Source organism: Gammaproteobacteria bacterium, from assembly GCA_029884425.1.
In the GTDB taxonomy this organism is placed as follows: Bacteria; Pseudomonadota; Gammaproteobacteria; order S012-40; family S012-40; genus JAOUHV01.
Map to the genome: position 1 here is coordinate 1 of JAOUHV010000014.1, position 17,440 is coordinate 17,440.

Annotated in this window: 20 protein-coding genes; 12 read left to right on the top strand and 8 right to left on the bottom strand. The window is 51.9% G+C overall.

Features of this window, described 5'->3' with window-relative positions; all coding sequences use genetic code 11:
* Positions 1-302, top strand: a 302-nt coding sequence (locus OEW58_05640; protein MDH5300830.1) for a hypothetical protein, incomplete at its 5' end; no start/stop codon positions are given.
* 153 nt (positions 303-455) lie between these two features.
* Here the strand turns inward: OEW58_05640 and OEW58_05645 are convergent.
* Positions 456-695 (bottom strand): DUF465 domain-containing protein, encoded by a 240-nt coding sequence (locus OEW58_05645; GenBank protein MDH5300831.1) that lies wholly within the window; start codon positions 693-695, stop codon positions 456-458.
* A 130-nt stretch (positions 696-825) separates the two neighbouring features.
* On the opposite strand from OEW58_05645, the gene OEW58_05650 reads away from it, so the two are divergent.
* The 8 genes from OEW58_05650 (at position 826) to OEW58_05685 (ending at position 10,401) form a co-directional block, all read left to right on the top strand.
* Positions 826-1,038, top strand: coding sequence for a DUF3185 family protein (locus OEW58_05650; protein MDH5300832.1), 213 nt, complete (start codon positions 826-828; stop codon positions 1,036-1,038).
* Between the two features lie 91 nt (positions 1,039-1,129).
* Positions 1,130-2,743, top strand: a complete 1,614-nt coding sequence (locus tag OEW58_05655) for an NAD(P)/FAD-dependent oxidoreductase (protein ID MDH5300833.1) — start codon at positions 1,130-1,132, stop codon at positions 2,741-2,743.
* Positions 2,740-3,516, top strand: a complete 777-nt coding sequence (locus OEW58_05660; protein MDH5300834.1) for an RNA methyltransferase — start codon at positions 2,740-2,742, stop codon at positions 3,514-3,516. The genes OEW58_05655 and OEW58_05660 overlap by 4 nt, the downstream gene beginning before the upstream one ends.
* Positions 3,517-3,533: 17 nt before the next feature.
* Positions 3,534-6,107: a cation-translocating P-type ATPase gene (locus OEW58_05665; GenBank protein ID MDH5300835.1), complete on the top strand. Its 2,574-nt coding sequence runs from the start codon at positions 3,534-3,536 to the stop codon at positions 6,105-6,107.
* Between the two features lie 66 nt (positions 6,108-6,173).
* Entirely contained in the window at positions 6,174-6,602 is a 429-nt protein-coding gene (locus OEW58_05670) for a disulfide bond formation protein B (protein ID MDH5300836.1), read from the top strand.
* A complete protein-coding gene (locus OEW58_05675; GenBank protein MDH5300837.1) occupies positions 6,599-7,249 on the top strand; it encodes a DsbA family protein in 651 nt (216 codons plus the stop codon). Before OEW58_05670 ends, OEW58_05675 begins: the two co-directional genes overlap by 4 nt.
* Positions 7,250-7,465: 216 nt before the next feature.
* Positions 7,466-8,998, top strand: a complete 1,533-nt coding sequence (locus OEW58_05680) for a SulP family inorganic anion transporter (GenBank protein ID MDH5300838.1) — start codon at positions 7,466-7,468, stop codon at positions 8,996-8,998.
* 182 nt (positions 8,999-9,180) lie between these two features.
* Positions 9,181-10,401 carry an HD-GYP domain-containing protein gene (locus OEW58_05685; GenBank protein ID MDH5300839.1) on the top strand — a complete coding sequence of 407 codons (1,221 nt, stop codon included), beginning with the start codon at positions 9,181-9,183 and terminating at the stop codon, positions 10,399-10,401.
* Position 10,402: 1 nt separating this feature from the next.
* On the opposite strand, the gene OEW58_05690 is transcribed toward OEW58_05685, so the two are convergent.
* Both OEW58_05690 and OEW58_05695 read right to left on the bottom strand, forming a co-directional pair.
* Positions 10,403-10,525 (bottom strand): DUF1330 domain-containing protein, encoded by a 123-nt coding sequence (locus tag OEW58_05690; protein ID MDH5300840.1) that lies wholly within the window; start codon positions 10,523-10,525, stop codon positions 10,403-10,405.
* A gap of 80 nt (positions 10,526-10,605) precedes the next feature.
* Positions 10,606-11,280, bottom strand: coding sequence for a DUF4336 domain-containing protein (locus OEW58_05695; protein MDH5300841.1), 675 nt, complete (start codon positions 11,278-11,280; stop codon positions 10,606-10,608).
* A gap of 95 nt (positions 11,281-11,375) precedes the next feature.
* On the opposite strand from OEW58_05695, the gene OEW58_05700 reads away from it, so the two are divergent.
* Entirely contained in the window at positions 11,376-11,792 is a 417-nt protein-coding gene (locus OEW58_05700) for a MarR family transcriptional regulator (protein MDH5300842.1), read from the top strand.
* A gap of 25 nt (positions 11,793-11,817) precedes the next feature.
* On the opposite strand, the gene OEW58_05705 is transcribed toward OEW58_05700, so the two are convergent.
* Complete coding sequence (locus OEW58_05705; GenBank protein ID MDH5300843.1) at positions 11,818-12,198, bottom strand: hypothetical protein; 381 nt, start codon at positions 12,196-12,198, stop codon at positions 11,818-11,820.
* A gap of 128 nt (positions 12,199-12,326) precedes the next feature.
* Between OEW58_05705 and OEW58_05710 the strand changes: the two genes are divergently transcribed.
* Positions 12,327-12,710 carry a hypothetical protein gene (locus tag OEW58_05710; GenBank protein MDH5300844.1) on the top strand — a complete coding sequence of 128 codons (384 nt, stop codon included), beginning with the start codon at positions 12,327-12,329 and terminating at the stop codon, positions 12,708-12,710.
* On the opposite strand, the gene OEW58_05715 is transcribed toward OEW58_05710, so the two are convergent.
* The gene (locus OEW58_05715; GenBank protein ID MDH5300845.1) at positions 12,707-12,976 is read right to left on the bottom strand and encodes a hypothetical protein; all 270 of its coding nucleotides are present in this window, start codon (positions 12,974-12,976) and stop codon (positions 12,707-12,709) included. The two genes, OEW58_05710 and OEW58_05715, sit on opposite strands and share 4 nt — an antisense overlap.
* 93 nt (positions 12,977-13,069) lie before the next feature.
* Positions 13,070-14,728, bottom strand: coding sequence for an ATP-binding domain-containing protein (locus OEW58_05720; GenBank protein MDH5300846.1), 1,659 nt, complete (start codon positions 14,726-14,728; stop codon positions 13,070-13,072).
* Between the two features lie 61 nt (positions 14,729-14,789).
* Here OEW58_05720 and OEW58_05725 point away from each other — a divergent pair, with 61 nt between their 5' ends.
* Positions 14,790-14,987: a hypothetical protein gene (locus OEW58_05725; GenBank protein ID MDH5300847.1), complete on the top strand. Its 198-nt coding sequence runs from the start codon at positions 14,790-14,792 to the stop codon at positions 14,985-14,987.
* Between the two features lie 42 nt (positions 14,988-15,029).
* Here the strand turns inward: OEW58_05725 and OEW58_05730 are convergent, their stop codons facing one another.
* Together OEW58_05730 and OEW58_05735 are read right to left on the bottom strand one after the other, a co-directional pair.
* Entirely contained in the window at positions 15,030-15,503 is a 474-nt protein-coding gene (locus OEW58_05730; GenBank protein MDH5300848.1) for a DUF934 domain-containing protein, read from the bottom strand.
* Positions 15,500-17,200, bottom strand: coding sequence for a nitrite/sulfite reductase (locus OEW58_05735; protein ID MDH5300849.1), 1,701 nt, complete (start codon positions 17,198-17,200; stop codon positions 15,500-15,502). Before OEW58_05735 ends, OEW58_05730 begins: the two co-directional genes overlap by 4 nt.
* Positions 17,201-17,440 lie beyond the last annotated feature (240 nt).

Here is a 17,440-nt window from a genome sequence, read left to right on the forward strand (position 1 = left end):
TGACCACCGAGCCCGAAGTTAATTTGTTCAATGTCAAACCACAAATACTGGCCAGCCTTAATCGCTATCGCGCAAGCTATATGGATGCCGCCACGCAGTACTATGCAAAGATAGAAAAACGTGCCGGGCTGGACATCGCCAATCTGGAGCCCATTGTCAGCATTTCAACAACCAATCAAGGAAAAAGCAATTTCAGCGTCACGCTTTTTTGCCCAACGGAACGCGCACCTGAACTGGAACAAAAAATATCTGAAGAATTTTTCCGCTGGTACTACCAGCAACTGGATAATAAAAATTCATAACTTCGAAAGTCGAAGCCAACTACGCCATTAGCCTAAAATCTGATCTGGAAATTATTCGCCTGCACCAAAAAATAGATCAATTGCAGGAATCTTTGGACGCCCTGCGCCAGAGCACTCCCAATGTTACGGGAGACTCCGGCAGGGACAAGGGAATTACGCCTTGAGCATGGCGTACAACTGATCTTTCAGCACTGCGCGCTTTTTCTTCTGCTGTTCAACATAGTCATCCGAAGGCGTTTCTTCACCTTCCTCAAATCCCCAGATCTCACGATCCAAGTGCTGATACTCATGGTACAGCTTGTTGAAGTGCGCATTGTTCGCCTTTAACTGATGAATCTTGTCCTTGTACTCAGGAAATTCTTTCACCAAATTATCGTGATGCTCGCCAAACATATAATCTCCTTTTTTGTGTGCCTCTGCTTTCAGTGTACTCCTGTAATTGGTCACGTAAAACCAAAAAAATTGAACTTTGCCAAATCCCCTGCCGATATCCTGCTGGCATTATCGGCAAAAGGAATTTCTCATGAGCAAGTCATCCTCTGGCAAAAAATTACTGGCGCTCATCCTTGTCACCATCGGCGTGGCATTAGCAGGCTGGGCGTATCAATTATCGCAAACCCTGAGTGCGCGCCTAACCCAAACCTTCACGGGCGGCATGGATAGTCAGGTCATGTACCTGCTGATCGCCGCCGGCGTCTGTCTGGTCGCGGGATTATTCCTCTCCGCCCGCAAATAAGCAGATTCGCCGGTATTAGTCAGGACAGTCGGTCAACAGCAGGGTAAAATACGCGGTTCGTTGTCATTGATCTCAATTTGCGAATCCCGACATGCTAAGAATTACCGAACTGCGCCTGCCCCTGGACCACGCTCCCGAGGCCCTGCCCAAAGCCATTGCCCAGCGCCTGCAACTGCCGGCCAAAGCCATCAGCGCCTTCAAAATCAGTCGCCGTGGCTATGACGCGCGCAAAAAGTCCGACATCAAATTGGTCTACACCGTGGATATCGAGCTGGCCGACGAGGCCAAGCTGCTGCAGAAGTTCGCCGATGACAAGCATATCAACCCTACCCCGGACACTCGCTACAAATACGTTGCCCAGGCGCCCAAGACCCTGACCGAACGCCCCATCGTCATTGGCACCGGCCCCTGCGGCGTCATGGCCGGCCTGATTCTGGCGCAAATGGGCTTCAAGCCCATCATCCTCGAGCGCGGCAAGGAAGTTCGCCAGCGCACCAAGGACACCTGGGCCCTGTGGCGCAACAGCAAGCTCAACCCCGAATCCAACGTCCAGTTTGGCGAGGGCGGCGCCGGTACGTTCTCTGACGGCAAACTGCACAGCCAGATTAAAGACCCTCGCCATCTGGGACAAAAAGTGCTGGAAGAATTCGTCGCCGCCGGTGCGCCCGACGAGATTCTCTACATCAGCAAGCCACACATTGGCACCTTCCGCCTGGTCACCATGGTGGAAAAAATCCGCGAACAGATTACCGAGCTGGGCGGCGAAGTGCGCTTTGGCAGCCGCGTCGAGCGACTGCTGCTCGACAACCATCAAGTTACTGGCGTCAAACTGGACAGCGGCGAGCAAATTCACAGCCGCCACGTAGTGCTGGCCATCGGCCACAGCGCCCGCGACACCTTTGAGGCGCTGTACAATCAAGGCGTCTACATGGAAGCCAAACCCTTCTCCATCGGTTTTCGCATTGAGCATCCGCAAAGCCTGATCGACGCCGCCCGCTTTGGCGCCAGCGCCGGCAACCCGCTGCTGGGCGCGGCGGACTACAAACTGGTCCACCACTGCAAAAACGGCCGCAGCGTCTATAGCTTCTGCATGTGCCCCGGCGGCACCGTGGTCGCCGCCACCTCTGAAGAAGGCCGCGTGGTCACCAATGGCATGAGCCAGTACTCGCGCAACGAACGCAACGCCAACAGCGGCATTGTGGTCGGCATCACCCCTGAAGATTTCCCCAGCGATCACCCGCTGGCCGGTGTCGAGCTGCAACGCCAACTGGAATCCCGCGCCTATGAGCTGGGCGGCCGCAACTATCAGGCCCCCGGCCAGCTGGTCGGCGATTTCATTCGCGGCAAGCCATCCAGCGAATTTGGCGAAGTCCAACCCTCCTACACGCCGGGCGTACACCTGACCGATCTGGCAACTGCCCTACCCGCCTACGCCATCGAGGCGTTGCGAGAGGCCCTGCCGGCATTTGAGCGCAACATCAAGGGCTACAGCATGGACGATGCGGTACTGACCGGCGTGGAAACCCGCACCTCCTCGCCAGTGCGCATCAAGCGTGACAACGACAGCCTGCAAAGCCTCAACACCCGTGGCCTGTACCCCGCCGGTGAAGGCGCCGGTTATGCCGGTGGCATCCTGTCAGCTGCGGTCGATGGCATTAAAATCGCCGAAGCCGTAGCACTGGACATGGTCAGCCAGTCCGCATGAGTTCGTTTCGCCAGATCAGTTCGGCGGACAACGCCCAGTTTAAACAACTGAAAAAGCTGGCCGGCTCTGCGCGCGAGCGCCGCAAACAGAACCAGACCCTGCTCGACGGCGTTCACCTGCTGCAGTCACTGCAACAGGCTGGCGGCAGCCCTGAACTGCTGCTGGTACGCGCCGGCAGCGAAACCAACCCGGAGTTTCAGCCCTGGTTTGAGACTTTCGCTGACAAACCGGCCTTGCTGCTGGACGCCAAACTGTTCGACCAGATTTCGCCGGTAGAAACCCCGTCCGGCCTGCTGGCACTGATCAACATCCCGCGTCCCGCGCAGCGCCAGATCAACAGCGCGCTGCTGCTGGAAAATATTCAGGACCCCGGCAACCTGGGCAGCATTCTGCGCAGCGCTGCCGCCGGTGGTATCGACGCGGTTTACCTGTCCAAAGGTTGTGTTGATGCCTGGTCGCCCAAAGTATTGCGTGGCGGCATGGGCGCGCACTTTGCGCTGGACCTGCACGAACACGCCGAACTCACCGACGCTGCCCGCCGGTTCGACAAAATCATCGCCACCCACTTGGACGCCAGCCAATCGTTGTATGATCTGGATTTGCGCGGCAACATCGCCTTTGTTTTTGGCAACGAGGGCGCCGGCCTGAGTGACGAATTGGCGGCTGTCGCCAGCCACAAAATCATTATCCCCATGCCGGGGCAAATCGAGTCACTGAACGTCGCCGCTGCCGCCGCCATCTGCGTGTTTGAGCGAGTCCGCCAACAGCGCTGACTAACCCGGAGCACATTTTGACAAACACTCACTGGCACCAACATCAGCTTCAGCAATTGGTCGAACAACTGCAAAGTGATGTGGTGTCCGGCCTGTCCAGCACCGAAGCAGAACTTCGCCTGCAACAGCACGGTGCCAACCAGCTGCATGAAAGCAAGCGCCGCCCCTGGTGGCGCATGGTGGTCGATCAGTTTCGCGACTTCATGATTCTGGTGCTGCTGATCGCAGCGATCATTTCCGGATTCATCGGCGAAGCCGTGGACACCATTGTCATTTTGGTAATCGTGCTGCTCAACGCCATCATCGGTGCCGTGCAGGAATTTCGTGCCGAGCGCGCCATGGCCGCGCTCAAAGCCATGTCCACACCGAATGTTCGCGTGATTCGCGACGGCCAGTTGCACAACCAATGGCCATCCACCCAGTTGGTTCCGGGTGACATCGTGTTACTGGAAGCTGGTGATGTCGTCGCTGCCGACATTCGACTGAGCGAATCGGCCAGCCTGAAATGCAACGAATCCCTGCTCACTGGCGAGTCCGTCAGCGTCAACAAAAATCCAGACGACAGCTTGCCACGCGATACGGCAATCATCGAAGCCGGCAACATGCTGTTCAAAGGCAGTCAGATTACTCATGGCCGGGGTCAGGGCATTGTGGTTGCCACCGGCATGCAAACCCAGCTGGGCAATATCGCCAGTTTGTTGCAACAAACCAACGATGACAAAACACCGCTGCAACAACGACTCGCCGTGTTTGGCAAACGACTCGCGCTGGCGGTGCTCAGTATTTGTGCGGTGCTGTTTGCAATTGGTTTGCTGCGTGGTGAAGAACCGATGATCATGCTGCTGACCGCCATCAGCCTCGCCGTCGCCGCCATTCCTGAAGCCTTGCCGGCGGTCATCAGCGTCGCGTTGGCGCTGGGTGCCTGGCGTATGATCAAACAACACGCGCTGGTGCGCAACTTACCGGCCGTGGAAACGCTGGGCTCGGTCACCTACATCTGCACCGATAAAACCGGCACGCTGACGCAAAACTGCATGACCGCCGAGCAGTTTTTTGTCGACGGCGCGTGGCATCACAGTTTGCCCGACACTGCGCCGCTGCTTGGCCCCTTGCTTGCCCTGAGCAACGATGTCAGTCAGGGCGCGCAGGCGCTTAACGGCGATCCCACCGAAATTGCATTGTACGAAGCGGCACTACACGCTGGCTTCGACAAAAACGCACTGGCCGCACGCTATCCGCGCATTGCCGAATTGCCGTTTGACTCACACCGCAAACGCATGACCACCATTCATCAGTTTGACGATCACGTGATGGTTTTCTGCAAAGGCGCGCCCGAACAATTGCTGCCGCATTGCGACACCGACGCCGCAGCGCAATTACTACAACAGGCGGAATTGCTCGCCGCCCAAGGCTATCGTGTGCTCGCGCTGGCCAGCAAATCGCTGCCCTCGCTGCCCACAGAGTTGACTCCACAGCACATCGAAAATCATCTGCAGTTTATCGCTCTGGTGGCATTGATCGATCCACCGCGCGAAGAAGCCGCCGCTGCCGTGCAGGAATGCATCAGCGCCGGCATCACGCCCGTCATGGTCACCGGCGATCATCCTGCCACAGCACTGGCCATTGCCAAACGATTGGGCATGGTCGATAACGATGCCGAAGTAATGACTGGCGCGCAGCTGGCGCAACTAAGCAGTGAGCAACTTAGCCGACAAATCAAACATATTCGTGTGTTTGCCCGCGTCAGCCCCGAACAAAAAATTCTGATCGTCGATGCGCTGCAAGCCAGCGGCGAGTTTTGCGCCATGACTGGCGACGGTGTCAACGATGCACCAGCACTGAAAAGCGCCGACATTGGCATTGCCATGGGCAAAAAAGGCACAGACGTGGCACGTGAAGCATCGGACATGGTGTTGCTCGATGATAATTTCGCCACCATCACTGCAGCCATCCGCGAAGGCCGACGGATTTTCGATAACATCCGCAAATTTATTCACTACACCATCGCCACCAATTCCGGTGAAATCTGGCTGCTGTTTCTCGCGCCGTTTGTCGGCCTGCCGATTCCGCTGCTGCCGGTACACATTCTGTGGATTAATCTGGTCACTGATGGCCTGCCGGGACTGGCGCTGACAGCAGAACCTGCCGAACGTGATCTCATGCAGCGGCCACCACGCAAACCCAATGAAAATATTTTTGCCCAAGGCCAATGGCAACGAATGATCTGGATTGGGCTGTTCATTGCCACACTAACAATGCTGGTGATGGCCTGGGCGATACAGATCAATTCACCGCACTGGCAAACCATGGCATTCACCGTGATTACCCTGTGTCAGCTGGCCACTGTGTTGTCCATTCGTTCGGAACATCAATCACTGTGGCAATTGGGTCTGTTTAGCAATCTGCCGTTGCTGGGAGCGCTGCTGCTAACCGTGGCATTGCAAATGTGCGTCATCTATGTCCCTAGTCTCAATGATATTTTCAATACCCAGCCACTGACGGCACTGGAATTATCGATTTGTTTCGCATTACCGTTGCTGGTACTTATCGCCCTGGAGCTGGACAAAAAACGCCGCAATCGCCACAGATGATTCTGCCAAACAACTAGTGTAGCATTCGCCAAGCCAAACCAATTTTTGCTGTCTGGAACGTCCATCATGTCGAACAATCCAACCCACTCTCAATCCTGGACCTGGCTGTTTACTGCCTGGTTGATCGCTGCGGTCGCCACTCTGGCCAGTTTGTTTTTCAGTGAAGTGATGAAATTAACGCCTTGCGTGCTGTGCTGGTATCAGCGCATTTTCATGTTTCCGCTGGCCATCATTTTGTTGATTGGTTTAATGCCGCTGGACACCCGCGTCGTGCGTTATGCTCTGCCGCTAACCTTGCTGGGATTATTTTTTACCGTTTATCACTTGCTGCTGTTTTATGGTTTTATTCCAGAAAATTTGCGGCCATGCGACAAGACCCTGTCCTGTGCTGATGCCAGCATGGTGTTGTTCAATGTCGTGCCGATCCCATTATTGTCACTGGCGGCCTTTTCCGCCATCGCCGTTTTACTTTTGAAAATCAGGAAGCATCCATGAAACAAAACAAGCTCATCCTCATTGCCATTGTCGTCATCGGCGCAATTTTCGCGATCTCTGCCATGCTGTACAACCAGCAACAGGCAGAAAAAAAACAACAGCTCGCCGAGCAAAACGCACGTGCCTTGACACCGGCGCACGCTGTTCGCGAAGGCAATCCAAACGCCAAGGTTACTATCGTTGAATTTTTTGATCCTGCGTGTGAAACCTGTAAGGAATTCCATCCATTGGTCAAACAACTGATGGCGCAATACCCGGACAAGGTCAATCTGGTGATGCGCTACGCGCCACTGCATCCTGGTTCGGATCAAATGGTTGCGATTCTGGAAGCAGCCAGAAAGCAGGATCAATTCTGGCACGTTCTGGAATTAATGTTTGAAACCCAACAATACTGGGCTATCGACCATCAAGCCCATCCGCAATTGTTCTGGGGCTATCTCAAAGGTTATGGCTTTGACGTGGAACGCATCAATCAGGACATGCAAGACCCCAGCGTGGTGAGCAATATTCAGCAAGATATTACCGATGGTGAATTGCTCGGTGCCAACATGACGCCGACATTTTTCGTCAACGGCAAACCGTTGGCCACATTTGGCTATGAACAATTACAACAACTGGTCGCCAGCGAAGTCGCTGCCAACTATTAATTCGCCGCATCTTCCGCCCATCCTGCACGATGGGCGGAAAACCCACTATTTTCCATAACAGTCGAACTGTTATATTCATTCCAAATTTTTCTCTCACCACAAAACAACAGCTTATCTGCTGAAACCCGCGTATCCAGCCATCGTTCCTTGTCAGCCAAGGTCAGTCTGTTACACTACGCGGCCTTTTACGGTATGCACAAGTTCGCGGGAGTTTGCATGATATTTCAACTTGGTGGCGATAAATCCGTCAGTATTCGCAATGATTTGATGTCCGGCTTAACGGTTGCGCTGGCACTGGTTCCAGAAGCCGTTGCTTTTGCATTCATCGCCGGTGTCGAACCGCTGGTCGGCTTGTATGCCGCCTTCATGGTCGGCCTGCTGGCCGCCACATTTGGCGGCAGACCAGGGATGATTTCCGGTGCCACCGGTGCCATGGCAGTTGTCATGGTCGCACTGGTTGCCAATCACGGCGTGGAATATTTGTTTGCTGCGGTGGTGCTGACCGGTGTAATTCAAATTCTCGCAGGCGTTCTCAAGTTGGGAAAATATATTCGCATTGTTCCGCATCCCGTGATGCTGGGTTTTGTAAACGGTCTGGCGATTGTTATTTTTCTTGCGCAGTTACAGCACTTTCAAATTGAAGATGCGACGGGCTCCATGAACTGGATGAGCAGTTCGGCATTAGCAATCATGTTGGGACTGGTAGCACTGACCATGCTCATCATTCACTTTTTGCCCAAACTCACCACTGCACTGCCAGCCTCGCTCGCCGCCATTCTGGTGGTTTCCCTCGCCGTCATTTATTTGGGAATTGATACTCGCACTGTCGGAGACATGGCCTCCATCCAGGGCGGACTTCCCGATTTTCACATTCCAGCGGTTCCCTTCACGCTGGAAACTCTGTGGATCATTTTGCCCTATGCCGTCATATTGGCTGCGGTGGGTTTGATCGAATCGCTGCTGACCATGTCACTGATTGATGACGTCACCAACACGCGAGGCCGCCCCAATCGTGAATGCATTGGCCAGGGCATTGCCAATACCAGTACCGGCTTTTTTGGTGGCATGGGTGGTTGCGCCATGATCGGCCAGAGCATGATTAACATCAACTCCGGTGGTCGCGGTCGATTGTCTGGCATTTCTGCCGCACTGTTTCTGTTGTGTTTTATTCTGTTTGCTTCATCACTGATTGAGATGATTCCAATCGCAGCACTGGTCGGCGTGATGTTCATGGTGGTGTTGGGAACCTTTGCGTGGTCCAGCTTCCGCATTCTGCGCAAAATCCCACGCGGCGATGCCTTCGTGTTGATTCTGGTCTCCAGTGTCACCGTGTTCACTGATCTAGCTGTTGCAGTCATCGTCGGCGTCATCGTCTCCGCACTGGCATTTGCCTGGGAGCATGCCAAACACATCAACGTTAAAACCTGGGTGGATCAGCAAGGAGCGAAAGTTTACGAATTACACGGCCCATTGTTTTTTGGCTCGGTGAAAAGTTTTCTCGAATTATTTCATCCGGAAAGCGATCCCAACGATGTCATTATCGAATTTCAGCATTCCCGTGTCTGTGATCATTCCGCCATTGAAGCCATCGACAATCTCGCGGAAAAATACATCAAGACTGGGAAAACCCTGCATATTCGCCACCTGAGCGCCGAATGCCGGCAACTGCTGCGCAAAGCCGGTGATATGGTGGAAGTCAATGTCATGGAAGATCCCCGCTATCACGTTGCCGATGACAAATTAGCCTGATTTTATTCAGGCAAAAGAAATCTTCCCATACAAATCCATGCATTACCTTCTGGATTGAGTCTAATTTGACTCAATCCAGATTCACTTCAGTATCCTCATGTTTCTCGTGCAAATAATTTTCAACATAAATACTGATTGCATCCGATAACCGAGATATCAATACCATCACCTTTTTTCCAGCAATGATCAAAAAAATCACTGTTAGCGATTTGCACATTGGCATGTATGTCCATGATTTGAACATGGGCTGGATCAGTCATCCATTTGCGACCAATCATTTCCGTATCAACCATGACAAAGACATTGCCAAAATCAAATCACTAGGCGTAAAGGAACTGTACATCGACATGGTCAAAGGCGATGACATTGCCAGCGCTATAAACCATGACACCGTAGACAAACACTTGGAGCAAGAACTCACACGCATCGCCACCACACCTGTGGAAATCCGGCACAAAATCCTGGTTGCCGAGGAAATGCTCCATGCTGAAAATGTACATAGCGAAGCCCAAAGCGCTATCAAACACATCATGGCTGATGCCCGCATGGGCAAACAAATGAATGCCACGCAAGTCGACAAAGTTGTCAGCAAACTGACCCAATCCATATTGCGCAACAAGGATGCCGTTCTCAGCCTGGATCTCATTCGCCATCGTGATCAATACACGTTTGAGCATTCTGTTTCTGTCGCCGTTCTGCTCATAGCGTTTGGCACTGAACTGGGTTTAAGCGAAGAAAAAATTCATCATCTTGGCATGGGTGGATTACTGCACGACATTGGCAAAACCAAAATTCCTGATGGCATTTTAAACAAGCCTGGCAAACTCAGCGATTCAGAATTTGGTATTGTCAAAAATCATGTGGATTATGGCGTGCAGATTCTATCCGGCCTGCAAGGTCTGTCCAGCGAGGCCATTAGTATCACCCAGCAACATCATGAGCGCATCGATGGCAGCGGCTATCCCAACCGATTAAGCGGTGATCAGATTAGTCTGTTTGGCCAGATGGCTGCCATTGCCGATGTCTATGATGCCATTGCCTCCGATCGTTGCTACCATCGCGGTGAGCCACCATCATCGGTACTGAAAAAAATGCTCGAATGGAGCAAGCATCATTTTGATGAAAATCTGGTGCATCGGTTCATCCATACGGTGGGTATTTATCCGGTAGGAAGTCTGGTGCAAATCGAGGATGGTCACTTGGCTGTCGTTATCGAACGTGGTGAAAAAGGTTTGCTCTATCCTGTGGTACGCTGCATTTATGATACTCATCAGAAAAAACACATCAAACCCTATACGCTAGACCTTTCCACTCAAGCGGATGAATCATCAAACAGAATCATATCGTTCGAAGATCCGCTCAAATGGGGAATTCGTCCGTTCCGCTACATCACTGCGGCGTAACTTACTCTTCACCTTCAAGCGCAACAATTTCGGCAACAGCAATGTCCTTACGAAATTCACGCGCCGCTATATATTCTGCACTGTGATAAAACTGCTCTGCTGCTTGCAAGGAAGGAAACTGCATAATTTTCGATAGCTGACGTAATGACTAATATACTTCGATTCTCTTCACGGCGCCCCTAGCTACCCCGCGGCACTATTGTTTTAAGTCAGCGACTTTTTCAGCAAAAATCCGAACGCCTTTTTCAGGGCATCTTTCCCACCTCGCTCCAGTATCTGTCCATGTGACATAACAATTTGGTCGAAATCCCACTGATAAATGGTGTCCAGTGATCGCTGAAACTGTGCATGATTTGCAATCATGGATCGCATCAAGCGTGATGGACCAAATTTCCGATAGCTGTCGTTAAGCGTAAAAAATACCTTACTCCACCAGGAAACGTTCGCAGCTATATTGAAAACCAAATCAGTCAGTATCAACGTGCGACTTATTGGATGAAAAAATACAAATTCATTGACTTTTGGTGCGCCCTGCACCTGATGCACATCAATCTGTTCAGCAATAACCGCTGCATCCAATCCTGCTAACGGCAATGATCCATCACGGCTATGGGCGGCATAATGGATGGCCTCAGGAAAGGCCACCCGCCATCCCGCCACAAACAAATCGTGAAAAGCATTGGGCTCCACCAGATAGGCAACCCTGCCCAGTGACGAAATCTGCTCTTTAAGTTCTGCCGTCAACTCAACCGGCGAATGTAGTAACAAACCGCCATCTGCCAACCGAATAACCGTCATGCGATTACCAAAGTCCGCTCCCATGAAGCGAAATGGCCGCTCAACCACCCAAATTTCCCTGCCTATGGACCTAAGACTCATCGTAGCTGCTCCGTTCAACTCCACTCCAGATAAAGTAAACCATCTTTACCAACTAGTAAATATGATTTACTATTTCAGCAAATCGGAGAAACTGCATGAACAACGAACCAACCGGACGCTTACTGCTCAATCTATTCAGAAAATTTGAGTCTGCCGCGCTGACTACTCTGGCAACGCAAGGATTTGCAGATGTCACCCTGTCGCACTTGAATGTGTTGCGACATCTCAATCCTGAGGGGATGCGACAGGTTGCGCTCGCAAAAGATGCCGGATTGTCGAAGCAGGCCGTCGGCGCAATCGTCAAGGAATTGGAAGTGAAAGGCTATCTTCAGGTAGTTCCAGACGACACAGACGGTCGTGCGCACAAAGTCATCTACACCGCCAAGGGAAAACGCTGGCTGGATGCCGCCATCCGCGTGATTGCAGCTATCGAAAATGATTACCGACTAACACTGGGAGAAACGCGTTATCAGCAATTACGTGATGACTTGATACTGCTGCTTAAAGACTGAAATTGCCATAGACGCAGCCACACCATCAGCTCCCGCTCAACTGCTGGGTAATGGCAATGTACTGCGAAATAGTTTCGCTTTCGGTATCGCGATCGGCAACACTGAAAAAGCGTTTGATTTCCTCCAGTGCCTCTTGTTGCCGCCCCAGTTTCCACAAGGTATTGAACAGCGCAATCGATACCGCTCCCAAACCCGGCTGCAGCAACACCAAACGCTCAAAAATCATTTCAGCATCAGCTAGCCGATCACTGCAATAATAGGCGCCACCAAGTATCAGCAATGCCGCCTGATTGTCGGGTTCTTGCTGCAGCAATGCCAGCAGCAACAAGCGCGCCTGATCATTTTGTCCGGCCTCGAGCATTGCCCGTGCCTGTTCAAGAATTTGCGTTTTGTCTTGGGTATCCATGCGTCCCCCTGTTTTTTGCAAGTTTAACACGCATATTTACGGCATCGACATAGCCTTCGCAACAGAGAAAGACAGTGGTACCATGCTAGCACCTCCGCCAAAACCGTCACCCGAGCTTAGTCATCGTCATGGCACACAGCAACGAAATACAAGAGCTATATCAGACAGTGCGTCGATTGACGATGCAATGCCAGCAATTGCGACTGGCCGTAGTGATGAGTTTTTTCCTGGCGCTGCTGATTTCCATGCCTTTTCCCTTGGCCCTGTTATTGGTGATTTTGCTGTGGATTCAGGAAAGCATTTGGCGTGCAGACATGGCTCGCATTGTGTTCCGACTGCAGAAACTACAAACCGGGGCCAGCGACATCCCCAGCCTTGCACAATGGAAAGCCGAGAAAATCAACATTGCACTTGTGCAAGCCCAAGCAATGCAGCCCAAGGTGCTGTTTATTTACATGCTGATGTTCGGTATTGAGATGACCTTGTTTGGCATGGGATTCTGGCCAACCTAAACTGGCTCGCCACGCCGACGCTGTATGTAAACACCGGTCAACATCACAATGGGAAACGACACTGCAGCCACAATCAGAGATGAAATATACCAGTACGGATCCAAGGTCCCCACGGCAGCGTATCCCAGGCCATTAAACACCAACACGCTGTAAATCACGCCACGAATGTTGGCTGATCGCGCATTTTTCACAAAAGCATGACAAAACAGGCCGCACAGCAGCGCAATAATCGTGGCCGCCAACAAACTGATCAATATTCCAGCCATAATACTTCCTCCCAAAGCCAGTGGTTCGCATTAAACCGCTTACCTGTCGCAAACGCAAGTTCAGCCTTATTCCCGGACTTGCGCGCGCATTTTTTAGTCAATCGTCTTTGCATCATCGGCCAGACGCTGAAGCAACAGACCATGGGCTCGATCGGACATCACCAGGATCAGCTTCATGGTCGCACGAGTCATCCCAACAAATAACCGCCGCATGACTCTATCGTTCCATTCATCAAAATCAATTTCGGTGAAAATCACACAGGGGGCAGATTGGCCCTTGAAGCGATAAATGGTATCGATCAGTACTTCACCTTCACTGTATATGGGATTGCCGAGCAAATCATAATCGCCAGTAAATCGTTTCAGCGGCGTCTTGCCGAGATGCGAAAGCTTGCTGAACTGCGATGCCTCACGACCACGATAACTCAGCAACACCATCATGGACTTTGAGAATCGCGCGCCCAACGCGCGACTAATGGCCGTTTTGGTTTTATCCGCGACCTCGGATTCATCGGTATAAGTGATAATTTCCACGCCGGAATTGGCCAGCGGACTGCCCGTTTCCATACGCACATCATCACCCAACATTTTTTGCAAATTCTGCAACACATCCTGCGGACTGCGGTAATTGGTATCCGCATGCAAAATGGTCCAACTAGGCAAATCTACGCTGTCACGTCCATACAGATTTTGCATGGGATCTTCCATCCACCATGCGCGGCCTTCTGGTTTTAACAACCGCATCAATGACTGTTGCCATTGCTGTTCAAAATCCTGCCCCTCATCCACAATCAACTCGTCGAACAGCCATTCATCGCCAATTTGCGCATCAGACATAAATGTTTCCAATTGCTGATACGCATCTCGACGAGAAAAATCAATGTCTTCACCCAGACTGCGGGCAATACGATTGGCCAGTTGATGAAACGTGGCGACCGTCGCCGACTTGGGAGCAATCACCGACAAATAATCTGCCAGTGGGCGATTGTAGCAAACATATAAAACCCGACGCGCTGCCGCATCGGCATCCTGGAGCAGGGCCAACGCCAATTGGGTTTTGCCAGAACCCGCCGTCCCAATCACCCGAATGCGGTGCGGATGACATTCAATTTTTCGCCCCCAATGCGACAAGCCCGCAGACAAGCGCGTATACATAATGTGACTCTGTCCCACCATGGCACTGACTTCGGGCACCAGTTGCAATTCATCGCTGAAAAAACGATGCAGATATTCCTGGCGTTTTTTGTCGACCTGCGTTGCTGGTAACAAGGATTTTATTTCATTTACCAGCGTTTCTTTTTTGCTGGCGTCGATAATACGTTCGGCAGGCAAGCCAGCAGTTTCCGGTTGCCTGACCAGATAGTCCGGACAATACAACAACCCGTCGATTTGCCAATCCATTTTGGGCGACAATCGAGACAGCTTTTGTTGCAGTGCCATTTTATTGCGCGCCATTTGCGCCGCTACCTGGCGCTTTTCGGCCCCATAGTGTTTGAGCAAACCGTCCTGACTTTCGAGTAGCAGTCCGGATTTTTGTTCGATCAATACGACCTCACCACCCGGCCCCACAATGGCAAAATCAATTTCTCCCAGAAACACCATGCCTTGATAAATGCGCGTCCAGTGCACCGCATGATAAATCCGATAATCATCGTTTAAATCATTGGCAAGCCATTCCAGGGTTTCGATTTGACGCTGCGCCACGCCAGTGGGTTTCAGCGCCTGCCAGCCTTCGGGAAAAATCAACGCCATACGCCATCCTTATCGCTCGCCAGTGCGCGCAAACAGGTCTCGCATAAACAACGAGTTGCTGATGAGGAAGTGGCAAGCCTTGCCTGCTGCGCCGGAGTTAATGTCACCTGCCGACACCAGCAGTCTGAACGATCTGCGCCGCAGCGATTGGCTTGGCCACATGATGGACAATGTTGATGGTCAAAATTCGTACGCAGCAAATCAGCACCCTCAGTCACGGATGCTCAGTATCGCATTGAAGAACGGTCAGACCAACTGAAAAAGCTCAGGGCAAGGACGACCTCACCCCGAGCAGAGGAGTCTAGCGACAACGATACACGGGCAGCGCGCGATCGGCCGCTGTTTGGTATTTGACTGAAATATCGTCAAATGATTGGAGTGCAGCGATGGGATCTTCAGTCAAAACAAACGCGTTAAAGCCACAGCGCTCCAGGAAACTCAACTGGTCGCGCAAGAAGTTGCCAACCGCACGCAATTCACCAACGAATTGATAACGATCGCGCAGCAGACGCGCCAAGCTAAAACCACGTCCATCGGTGTACTTGGGGAAATTGACCGCAACCAGATCAAAGCGTGGCAAGTCTGCCACGATAGTCTCCACCGCATCATCGCCTTCCAGCAACAATCCCAATTTTCCTGCATGATTCTGCAAACTTTCGCGCTGTGCCAACCATGTTTGCAGCGGCACAATCACATCACCGGCAGGAACGGCCTGGTCAACCGTCAATGTCAGCCACTGCTCATCAATCACTTGGCGATTTACAATGATCTTCATGCTTCCACCCCCTGCGAAATTTGTGACGTTTTTTTGCTGTCATCGCCATACAAGCGCTCCTTGAACGGCGCCTTGCCTACGCGACGATAGGTATCAAGAAAACGTTCGCCGTCACGACGCTCATCCACATAAACCTGCAAAATAACTTCCAGCGCATCGGCAACACCATTAATAGGCACCGAACGTCCGAGCACTTCGCCCAATGACGCGTCATTGGTGGAGGAACCGCCCAGGGAAATCTGGTACCACTCCTCACCTTTTTTATCCACCCCCAACAAACCGATGTGGCCGATGTGGTGATGACCGCAAGCATTCATGCAGCCGGACAATTTGACTTCCAGTTCGCCCAAATCATAGAGGTAATCCATGTTGTCGAAACGCTCATTGATTTGTTTGGCCACGGAAATGGATTTGGCATTGGCCAGTTCGCAATAATCCAGACCAGGGCAGCAAATCATGTCGGTCAAGGTGCCAATGTTCGCTGTTGCCAAACCGTGTTCTTTCAGTGTTTGCCACACGTCAAACAAGTCGGCTTGCTTCACATCCGCCAACACTAAATTTTGATCATGGGTGCTGCGAATTTCGCCAAAGCTATATTGCTCTGCCAGGCTGGCAACGGCACGCATTTGCGCAGAAGTAATATCACCCGGCGGATTTTTTGGACCTTTGAGCGAAACAAAAACTGCGCGATAACCGGCAATCTTGTGTGCTTTGGTATTGTGTTTCACCCAGGTACGGAACGACGGATTCGCCTGTTGCTGTGCAGCCAGGGTTTCATCGGCAGCAGCATTGCTGTCATAGGCTGGCGGCGCAAAAAATGCGTTGACTCGTGCAATTTCCCGTTCATCCAGCTCAAGACTTACCGGCCCCTGCAATACCGCCTGCCACTCGGCATCGACTTGCTCGCGGAAAGCATCAATTCCCAATGCTTCGACCAATATTTTGATCCGCGCTTTGTACATGTTGTCGCGACGACCATAGCGATTGTAAACACGCAGAATGGATTCCAGATACGATAACAAATCTTTCTTGGCCAAAAACTCGCGGACGACTTTGCCCAAAATCGGCGTACGACCCAAGCCGCCACCCACCCAGACTTCAAAACCGGTTTCGCCATGCGCGTTTTTCACCAGTTGCAGACCAATGTCGTGCACCTGAATGGCCGCTCGGTCCTTGCGCGCACCAGACACTGCAATTTTAAATTTGCGCGGCAAGAAGGCGAATTCAGGATGCAAGGTCGACCATTGACGGATAATTTCGCAATAGACACGCGGGTCTTCGATTTCGTCCACACAAACACCAGCGAGCGCGTCCGAGGTGACGTTGCGCATGCAATTACCTGAGGTCTGGATGGCGTGCATTTGTACCGTGGCAAGTTCTTCCAGAATATCGGGAACGGTTTCCAGTGCCGGCCAGTTGTACTGGATATTCTGTCGGGTGGAAAAATGACCAAATCCGCGATCGTATTTGTCGGCGATATGGGCCAACATGTTCATTTGCGACGTCGACAACAGGCCATAGGGAATCGCCACCCGTAACATCGGTGCGTGCTTTTGCACATACAGGCCGTTCATCAGACGTAGAGAACGGTATTCCTGGTCGCCAATTTGTCCCGCCAGAAACCGCTGGGTTTGATCGCGAAACTGCCGAACACGATCATCCACCAGTTGCTGGTCATACTTATCGTATTGATACATAAACGATTTCACCTTTTTACAAGCCGTCGCCGCCCACCCAACAACGGTGGCAGACCGTCAAAAACTCGAGCAAATTTAACAGCTTGCCTATATAAAATGAAATAATGATAATTACTTTGCTTATACGTTTTTCAACATATCCACACCAGAACAGCGACTCCCCCCTTTTCTGATGGCTGACACGAGACAACAACCAAAGTTTGGTCTACACTTGCGTCCAAATGACACACAATACAGGGG